Source organism: Nocardioides faecalis (genome assembly GCF_018388425.1).
In the GTDB taxonomy this organism is placed as follows: domain Bacteria; phylum Actinomycetota; class Actinomycetes; order Propionibacteriales; family Nocardioidaceae; genus Nocardioides; species Nocardioides faecalis.
On record NZ_CP074406.1, the window covers coordinates 2,752,036 to 2,766,161 of the forward strand.

Here is a 14,126-nt window from a genome sequence, read left to right on the forward strand (position 1 = left end):
ACTGAGCCGGCCCCGCGGGGCGTGGCTCAGCCCGCGCGCTCGACCTCCGGCGCCCCCAGCGTGGGCCCGGCCTCCAGGCTGGACAGGGCGACATCGGCCTCGCCGGTGAAACGCATCGTCCGCGACCCGGAGCGCGCTTCGTAGCGGAACGCTCCCGAGAAGCGCGCCGTGGTCCCCTCGACCGTGATCTCGGGCTCGCCCACGAGCCCCTGCCACCACCCGGACGCGTAGGGGTCGCCGCCCCCGGCCCGGGGCGTCGCCACGAGGTCGAAGAACGGGCACCGGGCGAACGCCTCCTGTCCGTCACACGCCTCGGCGCGGTCCGTCAGGTCATCGGCGAGCGCCTCCAACGTGGCGCCGGTGGCCTCCAGCGTGACGGCAGGCTGCGCGGACGGCTCGCCCGGCAGGACGCTGACCCGGGTGCGAGCGGAGGCGAACCACGCTCCGATCCGCTTGTCGAACGCGTAGACCGCCGGGTAGAGGGGCTGCACCTCGCCGACCGCCCCCTGGCCTCCGGCGACGACCTGCTCCCCCGCGCCACTGCGGGGGCGGCGGTCCAGCACGACGGCACCGAGACGGATCTCGCTGTCGAGACCCTGCAGCGCCGGTTCGTCCCACGCCACCGAACCGAGCATCGGGACCGCGACGCGCCACTCACCGTCCTGCCGACCGAGCACCAGCGGCCACGTGTGCTCGGACCCCGCCAGGCGGTAGCGGACCTCGACCTCGACGAGGTCCTCCAGGTCGAGGTCACCCGGCAGGTCCACCGCTCGCCCGGCGCGCTTCGGCCCGGCGAGGTCGAGCACCTTTATCCGCTGCTCCGCACCCGCCAACAGGTCGGCGGCGTCGTCCCGCTCCGGGGAGCCGCCTCCGGCCGTCATCGCGGCGAGCCGGGAGAGGTCCGGCCCCTTCCCCGACGCCACGAGGTCGACGTAGCGCTGCGCCGCACGCGACGCGCCGTCGTACGACGACGAGCGCGACCAGACGAGGACGACCGCGGCAACAGCGAGCAACGCCAGCACGACCACCCCGACGAGGAGTCGGCGGTGGGTCGGCGCCACGGCGTGAGGGCGACTCATCCGGCGTTCAGTACGGGATGGGCCGGCCGCGCGGGCCGCCGGGGCGGGGTGGGACGTGGTAGGGGTCGCCCGGAGCGCCCGGGCCGGCCAGCGTGCCCTCGTCCGGGTCCGGCGCGGGGAGGGCCGTGTCGCCGGCGTAGTCGGTGACGCCGACGTCGAGCTTGTCGTACTGCGCTCGGAACGCACGGTCGGTCTCCTCGTCGGCGGTGCGGATGTAGCCGGCCGCGATCATGCAGTGCTCGCCGGCCTCCACGAGGTCGCGACCGCTGCTCCTCATCAGCTGCACCGCCCAGTCCAGGCTGGACTCGTACCCCGACTGGGCTCCGCGGGTGCCCCAACCGACGCGGTAGTCCCGTTCCCACACCGAGGCCTTGCTCAGCGCGGCCTCGTCGGCACTGCCGACCAGGATCGCGCCGAGGCTCGGCAGCGTGTAGCGACCGATCTCCTCGAACAGGTCGGCGTTGAACGCCAGCGAGTTGGGCTCGGACCAGTCGGTCCCGGTCTGGTCGTCACGCTCACGGATGCCGCGGCCGCGGTGGATGTGGAAGTCGTCGATCCTGTCGTCGCGGCTGGCAAGGTCCGTGGCCTTCTTCAGCGTCTCCCAGACGTAGTACTCCGCCTCGTAGATGTCGAGGCCGAGCGCCCGCTCGGCCTCCTCGAGGCTGGACATCACTGCCTCGAAGCTGCCACCCGAGATCGGTCCGGGCTTCTGCTCCGACGGCGGCTCCGGGGTGCCGAACAGCTTGGCGACGTCCATCGCCACGGCCGCGGCGGAGATGGTCTTGGAGATCACCTTCCCGCCCGGCACGGCGTCGGCGATGATGCCGGTCACACCGCTGACGATCTTCCACGCGAGCGCCGCGCTCTCGGTGTCGCCGTCCTTCGCCACCGCGTTGAACGCCGCGAGCGCACCGTCGGCGATCGTCATGATCGCCGGGCGTGCCTCGAACCAGATCTGCTGCTCGGCGCACAGCGCCTGGGCCAGCCGAGTGAGCAGGGCACGCTGGTTCTGGGTGACGGTCGCGCACCTCACCTCGCCGTAGCTGTTCTCGAAGGCGCGCACGGTCTTGCCGGACCAGCCGGTGTAGTCCCCGCCGTTGATCCGGTGCAGCTGGGTGCGGATCAGTGCCCGGATGTCTCCGGCGCTGAACTCCTCGCCGTCGCTGTTGAGCGTGAGGTCGGCGATCGCAGCCTGCAGGTGGCCGATCGGCGCATCGAAGGCGTCCGGGTCAGGAATCTCCCTGGTGAACCAGGGCTCGAAGACCTCGTCGATGCGTCGCCGGATCGAGTCGAAGTCGTCGACGTACCTGTCCTCCTCGTCGGGGTCGGGCGCCATCGGGACGCGCATCTTCCACCTCCCGCCGCCCTCACCGTCCGCGCCTGGACGGGTCACCTCCTCCGTGATCGGGCCGAAGCTGCCCGAGGTCGGGTGGACGTAGAAGTAGAGGTCGCCCTGGATGGTCCAGCCCGAGATGCCGACCCCGTCGCTGCCGCCCCACGTCTCTTCGCACATGAAGGCGTCGATCGCGGCCTGCTTGATCTTGCCCACGAGGGTCTTGAGGGTCCCGGTGCTGTACTCGCTCATGGTCTCGTCCTGGTCGCGAGGGGATTCCGACGGATAGGACGTTTCCTCAGGACCCCGGTCTCGAAACCACCGAGCACGCACCTGAGGCGTCGGAGGTCTCAGACGCCGAGGCGGGCGAGCTCCTCGTCGACGATCGCGGTGTCGAGCTTGGTGAAGACCGGCGTCGGCTTGGCGACGGCACGCCCGACCTCGACACGGTGGCGCTGCCAGGTCGGGAACCCGGTGTAGTCGCCCGTGATGATCGGGTAGCTGCGTCCTTCGAGGTCGAGGTCGGCGGCCTCCTCGACGTGCGGCATGGGCGCGATCCGGCCCTCGCCACCGAGTGCCTTGTCGACCTCGTTGGCCGAGAACGGCAGGAACGGGCTGAGCACCAGGTTGAGGTCGGCCACGCACTGCGCCATGACGTGCAGGATGGTGCCGAGGCGGTCCCGGTCGGCCGGGTCCTTGGCCAGCTTCCACGGCTCGAGGTCGGAGACGTACTTGTTGACCTCGCCGACCGCACGCATCGCCTCGCCGATCGCCTGCTTCTGCCGGTGCCGGCTGATCAGGTCGCCCACGACGTCGAAGGCGGTGGCGGTGACGTCGAGGACGGCACGGTCGGCGTCGGTGAGCTCACCGGCCGGCGGGATCTCGCCGAAGTTCTTCGCGATCAGGTTGGCGGTCCGGTTGACCAGGTTGCCCCAGCCGGCGACGAGCTCGTCGTTGGTACGACGCACGAACTCCGCCCAGGTGAAGTCGGAGTCCTGGTTCTCCGGGCCCGCCGCGGCGACGAAGTAGCGGAACGCGTCCGGCTGGTAGCGCGCGAGCAGGTCACGCACGTAGATGACGACCTTCTTCGAGGAGGAGAACTTGCGTCCCTCCATGGTGAGGAACTCCGAGGAGACCACCTCGGTGGGCAGGTTGAGCGCGCCGTACTCGCGCGGCGAGCCGCCCTTGGCGCCGCGACCGTCGTAGGCGAGCAGCTCGGCCGGCCAGATCTGGGAGTGGAAGGTGATGTTGTCCTTGCCCATGAAGTAGTACGACAGCGCCTCCGGGTCGTTCCACCAGGCGCGCCAGGCGTCCGGGTCGCCGGTGCGCCGGGCCCACTCGATGGAGGCCGAGAGGTAGCCGATCACGGCGTCGAACCAGACGTAGAGCTTCTTGGTCGGGTTCTCCCGCCACCCCTCCAACGGCACCGCGATGCCCCAGTCGATGTCGCGGGTCATCGCGCGGGGGCGGATCTCGCCGAGGATGTTCTTGGAGAAGCGGATCACGTTGGGCCGCCAGGTGCCGGAGGCCTCCCGCTCGTCGAGCCACTCCGTCAGCGCCTCGGCCAGCGCCGGCAGGTCGAGGAAGAAGTGCTGGGTCTCGATGAATTCGGGCTTCTCGCCGTTGATCTTCGAGCGCGGGTCGATCAGGTCGTGCGGGTCGAGCTGGTTGCCGCAGGCGTCGCACTGGTCGCCGCGGGCGCCCTCGGCGCCGCAGATCGGGCAGGTGCCCTCGATGTAGCGGTCGGGCAGGGTGCGCCCGGTCGAGGGCGAGATCGCGCCGTACGTCGTCTGCTCGACGAAGTAGCCGTTCTCGTAGACGCCGAGGAAGAGCTCTTGGACCACCGCGTGGTGGTTGCCGGTGGTGGTGCGGGTGTAGAGGTCGTAGCTGATGCCGAGGCCGACGAGGTCCTCCACGATGAGCCGGTGGTTCTTGTCGGCGAGCTCCTGGGGACTCACCCCGGCTTCGTCGGCGGCGATCAGGATCGGGGTGCCGTGCTCGTCGGAGCCGGACACCATGAGCACGTCGTTGCCCGCCATCCGCTGGTACCGGCTGAACACGTCGGAGGGCACGCCGAAACCGGCCACGTGGCCGATGTGGCGCGGTCCGTTGGCGTAGGGCCAGGCGACTGCGGAGAGGACGTGGGTCATGGCTGAATCCTAGGTCCGGGCGGCTGCCCGCCCGGACCCGGTGTGCGGCCGGCGCCGCCCCCGCGCCTCAGGAGAAATCGAGCTCGCCGCTCCGGCTGCGCTTGAGCTCGTAGAAGTAGGGGAACGCGGCGACGGCGACACAGCCGTCCCAGAGCCGCCCGGCGTCCTCCCCGCGCGGGATCTTGGACAGCACGGGCCCGAAGAACGCGGAGCCGTTGATGTGGATGGTGGGCGTGCCCACGTCGTCACCGACCGCGTCCATGCCCTCGTGGTGCGAGGCCGCGACCGCCTCGTCGTAGGAGCTGTCGCCGGCCGCCTCGATCAGGTCCGGCTCCAGGCCGACCTCCGCGAGCACCTCGGCGATGAGCCCGCGGGCGCCGTCCGGCTCCTCGTGCAGCTTGCGGCCCTCGAGGTGGATCCGCTGGCCGAAGGCGTCGTAGAGCGGGAGGAGCACCTTCGCGCCGTACCGCTGCTGGGCGGCGAGGAGCACCCGCACGGGGCCCCACGCCGGCGCCATCATCGCCCGGTACTCCTCAGGCAGGTCGCGGTCCTTGTTGAGGTAGGCCAGCGACATCACGTGCCAGACGACCTCGATGTCGCGGACCTTCTCGACCTCCAGGACCCACCGCGAGGTGATCCAGGCGAACGGGCAGAGCGGGTCGAACCAGAAGTCGGCCCGGTCGAGTGTGCGGTCGAGGGTGCGGTCGGGCGATGTGGTCTCGGTCATGGCGGATGAACCTGCACACCCGCCACCGCATTCCCGCTACCGCATTCCCGCTACCGGACGCGGACGGTGCCGCGGGCGACCTTCGTGGCGACGTTGCTCGAGCCCAGGTAGTCCACCCGGACCTTGCGGGTGCCGCGGGGCAGCTTGACGGTGACCCGCCCGATGCCGTTGACCAGCCGCACCGTGTGCTGCTTCCCGGCCACCTTGAACCGAACCTTGCCGGTGACCGTGCTGACGCCGGGGGCGCTCACCTTGACCCGCAGCGCGGCCTTGCGCCCCTTGTCCTTGGTGACCAGCCGGATGCTGGCCGGGGCGAGCACCTTGGCCCGGGCCGCCACGGTGGCGGTGTAGGGCATGTACTGCGGCCGGGTGGCGGTGACCTCGACGCCGACCTTGGCTCCGGCGTCCGCCGGGGTCAGCTGGTAGCGGGTCCCGGTGGCACCGGCGATCGGCACGCCGTCGCGGACCCAGCGGTAGACCACCGACGCGTCGGTCGGGGTGACCGCGGCGGGCTTGACGATGAGCACACGGCCGACCCTGGGCTCGCCGACGACCTCGGGCGGCGTGGGCACCTCGATCACCCCGGCCAGCACCTTGCCGATGGTGATCACCGGCATGGCGAGGTGGCGGTAGCCGTCGGTCTTGGTGACGACCTGCAAGGTGATCGTCTTGCCGACCAGCTGCTGGGTCAGCGGCAGCCTGGAGGTGTCGTTGCCGGAGATCCGCACACCGTCGGCGAACCAGCGCCACACGGTGGTGCCCGGGACCGGGACGACCGTGCCGCCCGTGGCGGTGATCGTCTCCTCCAGCAGCGCCGCGCCGCTGACCACCGGAGCGACGGTCATCTTCTGCAGCCCCTTGGCCACGGCGGCGGTCGGCAGGGAGTCCTGCACGCCGCTGGTCGCGCCGCTCTTCGCCGCGGTCACGCGCACGGTGAGCTTCTTGTCGAGCTGCGCGGGCGCGACGGTGAACGTCGCCGCGGTGGCGCCGGGCACGGCCACGCCGTCGGCGTACCACTGGTAGGCGTAGGCCGTCGGGCCGTTCGACCAGGTGCCCGCGGTGGTGCGCAGGGTCGCGCCGACCGTCGCCGCGCCGGTGACGACCGGGCGCGCCGTGCCGACGATCTTCTTGTCGACGAAGTGGATGAACCCGGTCGGCCAGCGACCGCTGGACTTGGTGATCTTGCGCCAGTGGAAGGTGCCGCCCCAGCTGTCCTCGGAGATCACGATCTCGTTCGCGGAGACCACGCGCTCGACGTAGGCGACGTGCCCGGCGGAGCCGGACCCGTTGGAGTAACGACCCCACCACGCCACCGCGCCCACGTTCGGGACGTTGTCGGTGATGTGGGACATGTGCTTGCCCCACTCACTGGCGTTGCCGCCACCCGTCCAGGGCCGGGTGCTGGACACGCCGGCCTTGATCATGCGGTAGGCGACGTAGTTGGTGCAGTTGTGACCGGCGTACATCCGCCAGTACATCTTGTCGTTCACGCTGGCATAGCCGGCGTGCGAGTAGCCGGCCTTCTGGCACGCGGCGTAGCCGCTGCACAGGTACGTCGTGCCCGCTGCAGGCACCACCGGTCCCAGCGCACGGGGTCCGGGCGCGAGGACGAGAAGTGTCGACATCAGGACGCTGACCGCGACGAACGTCGCCCAGCGCACGGTGGATCCCCGGGAGTGCATGCCGAACACCATGGGTCACACGCACACCACAGCGCAACAAAAACCCCGAAAATCTCAACCATCCCGGGCGTGTCGCGTTGACAAAGTCGAATTACACGTTTGTCATTCACCACTTTCCGTGATGTCGCTCACATGGCGGCCGGGCGGGCGAACCGCACCGCCCGAGGCCGTCCGGACGGCGGGTGGGAGGATGCCGACATGCCCGGAACCAACCTCACTCGCGACGAGGCGGCCACCCGAGCCGCCCTTCTCGACGTCACGTCGTACGTCATCGACCTGGACCTCAGCGACGCCACCACCCCCGGCGTCGAGACGTTCGGGTCCACCACCACGCTGACCTTCACGTGCCGCACGCCCGGCGCCGAGACCTTCGCCGACCTGGTGGACGCGACCATCCGGGAGGTGACGCTGAACGGCGTCGCACTGGACCCGGCCGAGGTCTACGCGGACAGCCGGATCGCGCTGCGCGACCTGCAGGCCGAGAACGTCCTCGTCGTGAAGGCGGACTGCGCCTACTCCAACTCCGGGGAGGGCCTGCACCACTTCACCGACCCGGTCGACGGCAACACCTACCTGTACTCCCAGTTCGAGGTGCCCGACGCCCGCCGCGTCTTCACCACCTTCGAGCAGCCCGACCTCAAGGCGCCGTTCACGTTCAACGTGACCGCCCCCGCGCACTGGAAGGTCGTCTCCAACTCCCCCACCCCCGAGCCCACCGCGACCGGCGCGACGAACGCGCAGGGCCAGGACGTGGCGCTGTGGGCCTTCGCCCCGACGAAGCCGATGTCGACCTACATCACCGCGATCGTGGCCGGTGACTACTACGAGGTCCAGGACGTCTACGAGGGCGAGCACGGCACCATCCCGCTGGGCCACTACTGCCGCCAGTCGCTCAAGGAGTACCTGGACCGCGACCGCGAGGAGATCGTCACCCTCACCAAGCAGGGTTTCGCGTTCTTCGAGGACGCCTTCGGCTACCCCTACCCCTTCGGCAAGTACGACCAGCTCTACGTGCCGGAGTACAACATGGGCGCGATGGAGAACGCCGGCTGCGTGACCCTGCGCGACGAGTACCTCCCCCGCTCCCGCCAGCCGCGCTCGTTCTACGAGTTCCGCGCCTCGGTGATCCTGCACGAGATGGCGCACATGTGGTTCGGCGACCTGGTCACCATGAAGTGGTGGGACGACCTGTGGCTCAACGAGTCGTTCGCCGAGTGGGCCTGCTACCACGCCGAGGCGCTGGCCACGTCGTACGACGACGCGTGGACCGGGTTCACCAACGCCCGCAAGCAGACCGGCTACCGCGCCGACTCGCTGCCCTCCACGCACCCGATCGCCGCGGACAACTTCGACCTGCACGCGGTCGAGGTCAACTTCGACATGATCACCTACGCCAAGGGCGCGGCGGTGCTCAAGCAGCTGGTGGCCTGGGTCGGCCTCGAGCCCTTCCTCGCCGGGCTGCGCCAGTACTTCACCGACCACGCCTTCGGCAACACCGAGTTCTCCGACCTCCTCGCCGCCCTGGAGAAGGCGTCGGGCCGCGAGCTGGACAGCTGGGCCGCCGAGTGGCTGCAGACCGCCGGCACCAACACGCTCACCCCCGAGCTCGAGGTCGACGACGAGGGTCGCTACCGGTCCTTCGCGGTGCGTCAGACCGCGCCCGCCGAGCACCCCACCCTGCGCCGGCACCGGGTCGGCATCGGGTTCTACGAGAGCAGCGACGACGGCCGGCTGCGGCGCACCGACTACGTCGAGGTCGACGTCACCGGTGAGCGGACCGAGGTCGCCGAGCTGGTGGGCAAGAAGCAGCCCGAGCTGCTGCTGCTCAACGACTCCGACCTGGCCTTCGCCAAGATCCGGCTCGACGAGCGGTCCCAGGCCACCGCAATCGCCCGGCTGGCCGACCTCGAGGACTCCCTGGCCCGCGCGCTGGTGTGGAGCGCCGCGTGGGACATGACCCGCGACGCCGAGATGCCCGCCACCGACTTCGTCGAGCTCGTGCTGCGCAACATCGGCAGCGAGACCGACGCCTGGGGCGTGAGCCGCATCCCGACGTACGCCGCCCAGGCGGTCACCTCCTACAGCGACCCGGCCGGCCGGGCGGCGCTCGCGCAGCGCTGGGAGCAGGGCCTGCGCGAGCTGCTCGTCGCGGCGGAGCCGGGCACCGACCACCAGCTCACCTTCGCCCGCAGCTACGCCGCAGCCGCCCGTAGCGACGCGGCGGCCGAGGAGCTCGAGGGCCTGCTCGCCGGCACCGTCTCCTTCGACGGGCTCGCCGTGGACCAGGACCTGCGCTGGACGCTGCTGACCCAGCTGGCCCGCCTCGGCCGCGCCGACGACGCCCGGATCGACGCCGAGCTGGCCACCGACGACACCAACGCCGGTCGGGAGAAGGCGGCCGCCGCGCGGGCCGCGATCCCGACCGCGGCGGCCAAGGAGCGCGCCTGGCAGCAGGCCATGCTCGACCCCAGCGTGCCGAACGAGACCCAGCGCAGCGTCGTGCTGGCGTTCATGCAGCCCGGCCAGGAGGAGGTTCTCGCGCCGTACGTCGAGACCTACCTCGCCGAGGTCGCCGGCACCTGGGAGCGGCTCGGTTCGCACAAGGCGTCGGTCGCGCTGGAGTTCATCTTCCCGCGCGTGCTGGCCACCGAGTCCACGCTGCAGGCCGTGGACGCGTGGCTCGCCGAGCACGCCGAGTCCGTCAACCCCGGCGCCGTCCGCTACGTCCGGGAGGGACGCGCCGACGTCGCCCGGGCACTCGCGGCCCAGGCGCGCGACGCCCAGCGGGGCTGACGGGGCTCGTCGGCCCCCAGACGACGAACGGCCCGGTGCGCGATGCGCACCGGGCCGTTCTCGTTGCTTGCTCAGCTCTGTGTTGCTTGCTCAGCTCTGTGTTGCTCAGCTCTGGGTTGCTCAGCTCTGTGTTGCTCAGCTCTGGGCGAGCTCGCCCAGCAGCTCGATGCCCTGCTGCAGGCCACCGCCCAGGTCACCGCGCTCGAAGTGCTCCGTCATCACGGCGACGGCCTGCGCCGACTCCTCGTCGGTCAGCCGTTCGCGGACGTGACCTCCGGTGACGATCTGCACCACGCGCTGGAAGGGGTCGACCATGACCAGCACGCTCCGGCTGGGCAGCACCAGGGTGTTGTGCAGGCTCGTGGCGTAGGCCCGCGCGTCCCCCGTCGTCGCCCCGACGTAGACCGAGATCTCGGCCCGGCAGGCCTGCTCGGCCTTCCGGATGGCGACGTCGAGCGCGGCGCGCTGTGCCTCGGTGAGCGAGGACGGGGTGCTCATGGCCATGGTGTCGACTACCAGCTGCCGCCGGCGCCGCCGGCCTTGGAGTCCTCCGAGTCGGGGGCGGCCAGCTCGCCGGCCGACTTCCGCGGGCCACCGAGCCACTCGTTCTCGGCCTGCAGCGCGTTGGGGCTGAGGTTCTCGCCGCGGGCCAGCGCCGGGCCGACGTAGAGAAGCGTGATGACCACGAAGACCAGCAGCGGGATGCCGCCGAAGAGCAGCAGCGCCTGGAGCAGGTCGATCTCGGGCTTGGGCTCCCAGCTGCCCGGGCGCGGCTCGGGGGTGTCCGCCGAGGCGGAACCGGCCGAGGTCAGGACGAGCAGGGCGCTCACCCCGAGCAGGGAGCAGACGGCGAGGAGACGTCGTACGACAGTGCTGGTCACGGGACGAGGATATCGGCTCCGGTGTGAGGCCCGCCGCCAGGTGTCCGGCTGGCGTCCGACCGGTGTCCCGGTCCGCTCAGGGGGCCCTGGAACACTGGCGGGCATGTCCGTGTCCACACTCGTGTCCACGATGTCCACCCTGCTCCCCGACTCCCTCCCCAGCACCACTCCCGGCAGCACCGGCAGCAACACCGTCAGCACCGTCGGCACCGCCGGCCCCGCCCTCGCCGAGGACGCCACCGAGGCGAGCCCGTGCACCGGCGACGAGATGTTCTGCAACCTGGTCTGGGACTGGACCTCCAACCGGCGACTCGCGGAGTGGTCCGACCTGCTCATCGGCAAGCCGCTCGCCATCGCCGGCCTGGTCCTGCTCGGGATCCTCGCGCGCTGGTTGTTGCACCGCGCCGTCGACCGCCTCGCCCACCGCGCGGAGAAGGGGGTGCTGCCCGAGCGGGTCGAGTCACCCACCAGCGCCCGGCGCAAGCAGCGCGCTGCGACCATGTCCGGGGTGCTCAAGAGCATCGTCACCGTGGCGGTCCTCGCCGTCGTCGGCACCATGGTGCTCAGCGAGCTCGGGGTCGCGATCGCGCCCATCATCGCCAGCGCCGGGATCATCGGCATCGCGCTCGGCTTCGGCGCCCAGTCGCTGGTCCGGGACTTCCTGGCCGGCATCTTCATCTTCATCGAGGACCAGTACGGCGTCGGTGACGTGGTCGACGTCGGTGAGGCCAGCGGCACGGTCGAGGCCGTGACGCTGCGGATGACGCGGCTGCGCGACATCAACGGCACCGTCTGGTACGTGCCCAACGGCGAGATCCTCCGCGTGGGCAACCAGAGCCAGAACTGGTCGCGCGCCGTCGTCGACGTCGCCGTCGGGTACGGCGAGGACCTGGCCCGCGTGCAGCGGGTGCTGCGCGAGGTCGCCCACGACCTGTGGGACGACGACGAGCTGGGCCGGGTGATGATCGAGGCGCCGGAGGTGACCGGCGTGGAGTCGCTCGACGCCGACTCCGTGACGATCCGGGTGATGGTGAAGACCGCGCCGCTGGAGCAGTGGTCCGTCGCCCGCGCCCTGCGCCAGCAGATCAAGGCGCGCTTCGACCACGAGGGCATCGAGATCCCCTTCGCCCAGCGGGTGGTCTGGCACCGCGAGGACCAGCGCCAGGTCGAGGCGCAGCACGATGCCGAGCCGGAGGGTGAGGCCCAGGACCCACGAGGCACAATGGATGCGGTGAGCAAGCGATGACCGACGCACCTTCCCCCACCTTCTACGAGGAGGTCGGCGGGTTCGAGACCTTCCGCCGGATCGTGGCCGCCTTCTACGAGGGCGTGGCCGCCGACGAGGTGCTGCGGCCGATGTACCCCGAGGAGGACCTGCGCGCCGCCGAGGAGCGGTTCCTGCACTTCCTGGTGCAGTACTGGGGCGGCCCGTCGACGTACTCCGAGCAGCGCGGGCACCCCCGGCTGCGGATGCGCCATGCGCCGTTCGCCGTCAACCTGGATGCCCGGGACCGCTGGCTCAAGCACTTCCGCGCCGCCCTCGACAGCGTCGAGCTGCCCCCGGAGCAGGACGCGCGGCTCTGGGAGTACGTCACGCACGCCGCGAACTTCATGGTCAACACCGCAGGCTGAGCGGCGGCACACCGCGCGGGGAGCGGTGGTGGACCCCACGTCCGTCGGCATAGAACACGTTCTAGCCTGAGGCCATGACGCTCACCGTCTCCGACGAGAACCGGGTCCGCACGCTGGTGCTGGACCGCCCCGAGGCGCTCAACGCCTTCAACGAGGCCCTGTACGACGCCCTGGCCGACGCGCTGCTCGAGGCGGCCGACGACCCGACGGTCGCCGTCGTGCTGATCACGGGCAACGGCCGGGCCTTCAGCGCCGGGACCGACCTGCTCGAGATGCACCGGATGTCCACCGACCCCGGCTTCGTCCGCGGCAAGCACGGCTTCATCGGCCTCGTCGACGCGCTGGTCGACTTCCCCAAGCCGCTGGTCGTGGCGGTCAACGGGATCGGGCTGGGGATCGGCTGCACGATCATCGGCCTGGCGGACCTGGCGTTCCTGTCCAGCACCGCGCGGCTGAAGTGCCCGTTCACCTCGCTGGGCGTGGCACCCGAGGCGGCGTCGTCGTACCTCTTCCCGGCGCTGGTGGGTCGGCAGAACGCGGCCTGGGCGCTGATGTCCTCGGAGTGGATCAGTGCCGAGGAGGCGCACGCGATGGGCCTGGCCTTCCGGGTGTGCGCGCCGGAGGACCTGCTCGCCACCGCCACCCGGCACGCCGAGGTGCTGGCGGCGAAGCCGATCTCCTCGCTCGTCGCGGTGAAGCGGACGATGACCGAGCCGCACCGCGCCGCCGTGCGGGCGGCCCGGGACCGGGAGAACGCCGCGTTCGCCGAGCTGATGGGCGGCCCGGCGAACCTGGAGGCGCTGACGGCCTTCGCCGAGGGGCGCGAGCCGGACTTCACCCGGCTGCCGGCGGGCGGCTGAGCGCTACTCGGCGAGCTCCACGGCCAGCGCGGCATGCTCGGCGCCGCCGAGCGCCGCGACGGCACGCTGGATCGCTTCGCCGTAGCCCTCGGGCGGGCTGACGGACCGCTCGGTCTCGAGGTCGAAGAACACCAGCACGAACCGGCCCCGCGCCACCACCCCGTCGCGCCCGGTGGCGCCGGTGGGGTCCACGATCTCGGAGTCCACGGTCATCGACCGGCTGCCGACGCGGGAGACGCTCGTCCAGCAGTCGTAGGGCTCGTGGCGCAGGGTCATCGGTGCGTGGTACTCCACGTCGCCCTGGGCGACCACGACCGCGATCCGCCCGAACTGCTTCAGCGCCGGTGCCAGGTCGCGCATCAGCGCGATGCGGGCCTCCTGGAAGTACTCGTAGTACATGACGTTGTTGACGTGGCGATAGACGTCGAGGTCCGAGAAGCGCACGTGCACCGGGTAGTGGCCGGCCCGGTCCCGCGGGACCGCGGTACGTAGGGGCAACGACCGCTCGCCGTCCTCGCGGTAGGGCTCCAGCGCCGCGCGCTCCAGGTCGCTCAGCCTGCGCGCGGTGCCGGTCGCGACGACGAACGGCGCCAGCACGGTGCGGGCCCGCAGGTAGACCACGCGGCCCTCGTCGGTGTCGTGGAAGATCTCGTGGTCCAAGGTGAAGCCCGCGGCCCGGACCTCGGAGACCCAGGACTCGATGGCGACGGTCGGCTTCCGGAACTTCAGCGGCGCCCGGAAGCTGACCTCGTGCCGCACCACGACGTAGCCGTCGCCCTCGCCGCGCTCCACCCCGGCCGCTTCCAGGCAGGCACGCAGCAGGGCGCCCCGGGCCTCCTGCAGGTAGTCGACGTAGCGGACGTTGTTGACGTGGTGGAAGAGGTCCTGGTCGCCCCAGCGCAGCGGGCAGTCGTAGCGGTGGCGCACGTCGAGCATGGTTCCACGCGGGCGTGCGCCGGATCGGCCCGTCCGGGACGCGGCGGCCACGA

Annotated in this window: 12 protein-coding genes; 4 read left to right on the forward strand and 8 right to left on the reverse strand. The window is 71.1% G+C overall.

The features are described from left to right. Positions 1–26: 26 nt before the first annotated feature. From KG111_RS12840 to KG111_RS12860, 5 genes are all read right to left on the reverse strand, one after another. The gene (locus tag KG111_RS12840; protein WP_205292025.1) at positions 27–1,079 is read right to left on the reverse strand and encodes a hypothetical protein; all 1,053 of its coding nucleotides are present in this window, start codon (positions 1,077–1,079) and stop codon (positions 27–29) included. A 7-nt stretch (positions 1,080–1,086) separates the two neighbouring features. After that, the gene (locus tag KG111_RS12845) at positions 1,087–2,664 is read right to left on the reverse strand and encodes a hypothetical protein (RefSeq protein WP_205292026.1); all 1,578 of its coding nucleotides are present in this window, start codon (positions 2,662–2,664) and stop codon (positions 1,087–1,089) included. A 98-nt stretch (positions 2,665–2,762) separates the two neighbouring features. After that, positions 2,763–4,562 carry a methionine--tRNA ligase gene (gene metG, locus KG111_RS12850; protein ID WP_205292027.1) on the reverse strand — a complete coding sequence of 600 codons (1,800 nt, stop codon included), beginning with the start codon at positions 4,560–4,562 and terminating at the stop codon, positions 2,763–2,765. Between the two features lie 67 nt (positions 4,563–4,629). Beyond that, on the reverse strand, positions 4,630–5,289 hold the full coding sequence (locus KG111_RS12855) for a mycothiol-dependent nitroreductase Rv2466c family protein (protein ID WP_205292028.1): 660 nt from the start codon (positions 5,287–5,289) through the stop codon (positions 4,630–4,632). 50 nt (positions 5,290–5,339) lie between these two features. Next, positions 5,340–6,971, reverse strand: a complete 1,632-nt coding sequence (locus KG111_RS12860; protein ID WP_205292029.1) for a CHAP domain-containing protein — start codon at positions 6,969–6,971, stop codon at positions 5,340–5,342. Between the two features lie 198 nt (positions 6,972–7,169). On the opposite strand from KG111_RS12860, the gene pepN reads away from it, so the two are divergent. Next, positions 7,170–9,764 carry an aminopeptidase N gene (pepN, locus tag KG111_RS12865; RefSeq protein ID WP_205292030.1) on the forward strand — a complete coding sequence of 865 codons (2,595 nt, stop codon included), beginning with the start codon at positions 7,170–7,172 and terminating at the stop codon, positions 9,762–9,764. 135 nt (positions 9,765–9,899) lie between these two features. Here the strand turns inward: pepN and KG111_RS12870 are convergent, their stop codons facing one another. Both KG111_RS12870 and KG111_RS12875 read right to left on the reverse strand, forming a co-directional pair. After that, entirely contained in the window at positions 9,900–10,262 is a 363-nt protein-coding gene (locus KG111_RS12870) for a DUF5130 family protein (protein ID WP_205292031.1), read from the reverse strand. A gap of 14 nt (positions 10,263–10,276) precedes the next feature. Continuing rightward, entirely contained in the window at positions 10,277–10,645 is a 369-nt protein-coding gene (locus KG111_RS12875) for a hypothetical protein (RefSeq protein ID WP_205292032.1), read from the reverse strand. A 103-nt stretch (positions 10,646–10,748) separates the two neighbouring features. Here KG111_RS12875 and KG111_RS12880 point away from each other — a divergent pair, with 103 nt between their 5' ends. The 3 genes from KG111_RS12880 (at position 10,749) to KG111_RS12890 (ending at position 13,137) form a co-directional block, all read left to right on the forward strand. Then, on the forward strand, positions 10,749–11,891 hold the full coding sequence (locus KG111_RS12880; RefSeq protein ID WP_240195888.1) for a mechanosensitive ion channel family protein: 1,143 nt from the start codon (positions 10,749–10,751) through the stop codon (positions 11,889–11,891). Next, a complete protein-coding gene (locus tag KG111_RS12885) occupies positions 11,888–12,277 on the forward strand; it encodes a globin (protein WP_205292033.1) in 390 nt (129 codons plus the stop codon). The genes KG111_RS12880 and KG111_RS12885 overlap by 4 nt, the downstream gene beginning before the upstream one ends. Before the next feature lie 74 nt (positions 12,278–12,351). Beyond that, the gene (locus KG111_RS12890; RefSeq protein ID WP_205292034.1) at positions 12,352–13,137 is read left to right on the forward strand and encodes an enoyl-CoA hydratase/isomerase family protein; all 786 of its coding nucleotides are present in this window, start codon (positions 12,352–12,354) and stop codon (positions 13,135–13,137) included. Positions 13,138–13,140: 3 nt separating this feature from the next. Here the strand turns inward: KG111_RS12890 and KG111_RS12895 are convergent, their stop codons facing one another. Then, positions 13,141–14,073, reverse strand: a complete 933-nt coding sequence (locus KG111_RS12895) for an acyl-CoA thioesterase (RefSeq protein ID WP_240195889.1) — start codon at positions 14,071–14,073, stop codon at positions 13,141–13,143. Positions 14,074–14,126: the final 53 nt, after the last annotated feature.

Excerpts from the sequence above, each read along its gene's own strand:
- KG111_RS12895 (WP_240195889.1), bottom strand. The coding sequence starts at position 14,073 with ATGCTCGACGTGCGCCACCGCTACGACTGCCCGCTGCGCTGGGGCGAC.
- KG111_RS12890 (WP_205292034.1), top strand. The coding sequence starts at position 12,352 with ATGACGCTCACCGTCTCCGACGAGAACCGGGTCCGCACGCTGGTGCTG.
- KG111_RS12840 (WP_205292025.1), bottom strand. The coding sequence starts at position 1,079 with ATGAGTCGCCCTCACGCCGTGGCGCCGACCCACCGCCGACTCCTCGTC.
- KG111_RS12845 (WP_205292026.1), bottom strand. The coding sequence starts at position 2,664 with ATGAGCGAGTACAGCACCGGGACCCTCAAGACCCTCGTGGGCAAGATC.
- KG111_RS12885 (WP_205292033.1), top strand. The coding sequence starts at position 11,888 with ATGACCGACGCACCTTCCCCCACCTTCTACGAGGAGGTCGGCGGGTTC.
- KG111_RS12870 (WP_205292031.1), bottom strand. The coding sequence starts at position 10,262 with ATGAGCACCCCGTCCTCGCTCACCGAGGCACAGCGCGCCGCGCTCGAC.
- KG111_RS12880 (WP_240195888.1), top strand. The coding sequence starts at position 10,749 with ATGTCCGTGTCCACACTCGTGTCCACGATGTCCACCCTGCTCCCCGAC.
- metG (WP_205292027.1), bottom strand. The coding sequence starts at position 4,562 with ATGACCCACGTCCTCTCCGCAGTCGCCTGGCCCTACGCCAACGGACCG.
- pepN (WP_205292030.1), top strand. The coding sequence starts at position 7,170 with ATGCCCGGAACCAACCTCACTCGCGACGAGGCGGCCACCCGAGCCGCC.
- KG111_RS12860 (WP_205292029.1), bottom strand. The coding sequence starts at position 6,971 with ATGCACTCCCGGGGATCCACCGTGCGCTGGGCGACGTTCGTCGCGGTC.
- KG111_RS12855 (WP_205292028.1), bottom strand. The coding sequence starts at position 5,289 with ATGACCGAGACCACATCGCCCGACCGCACCCTCGACCGCACACTCGAC.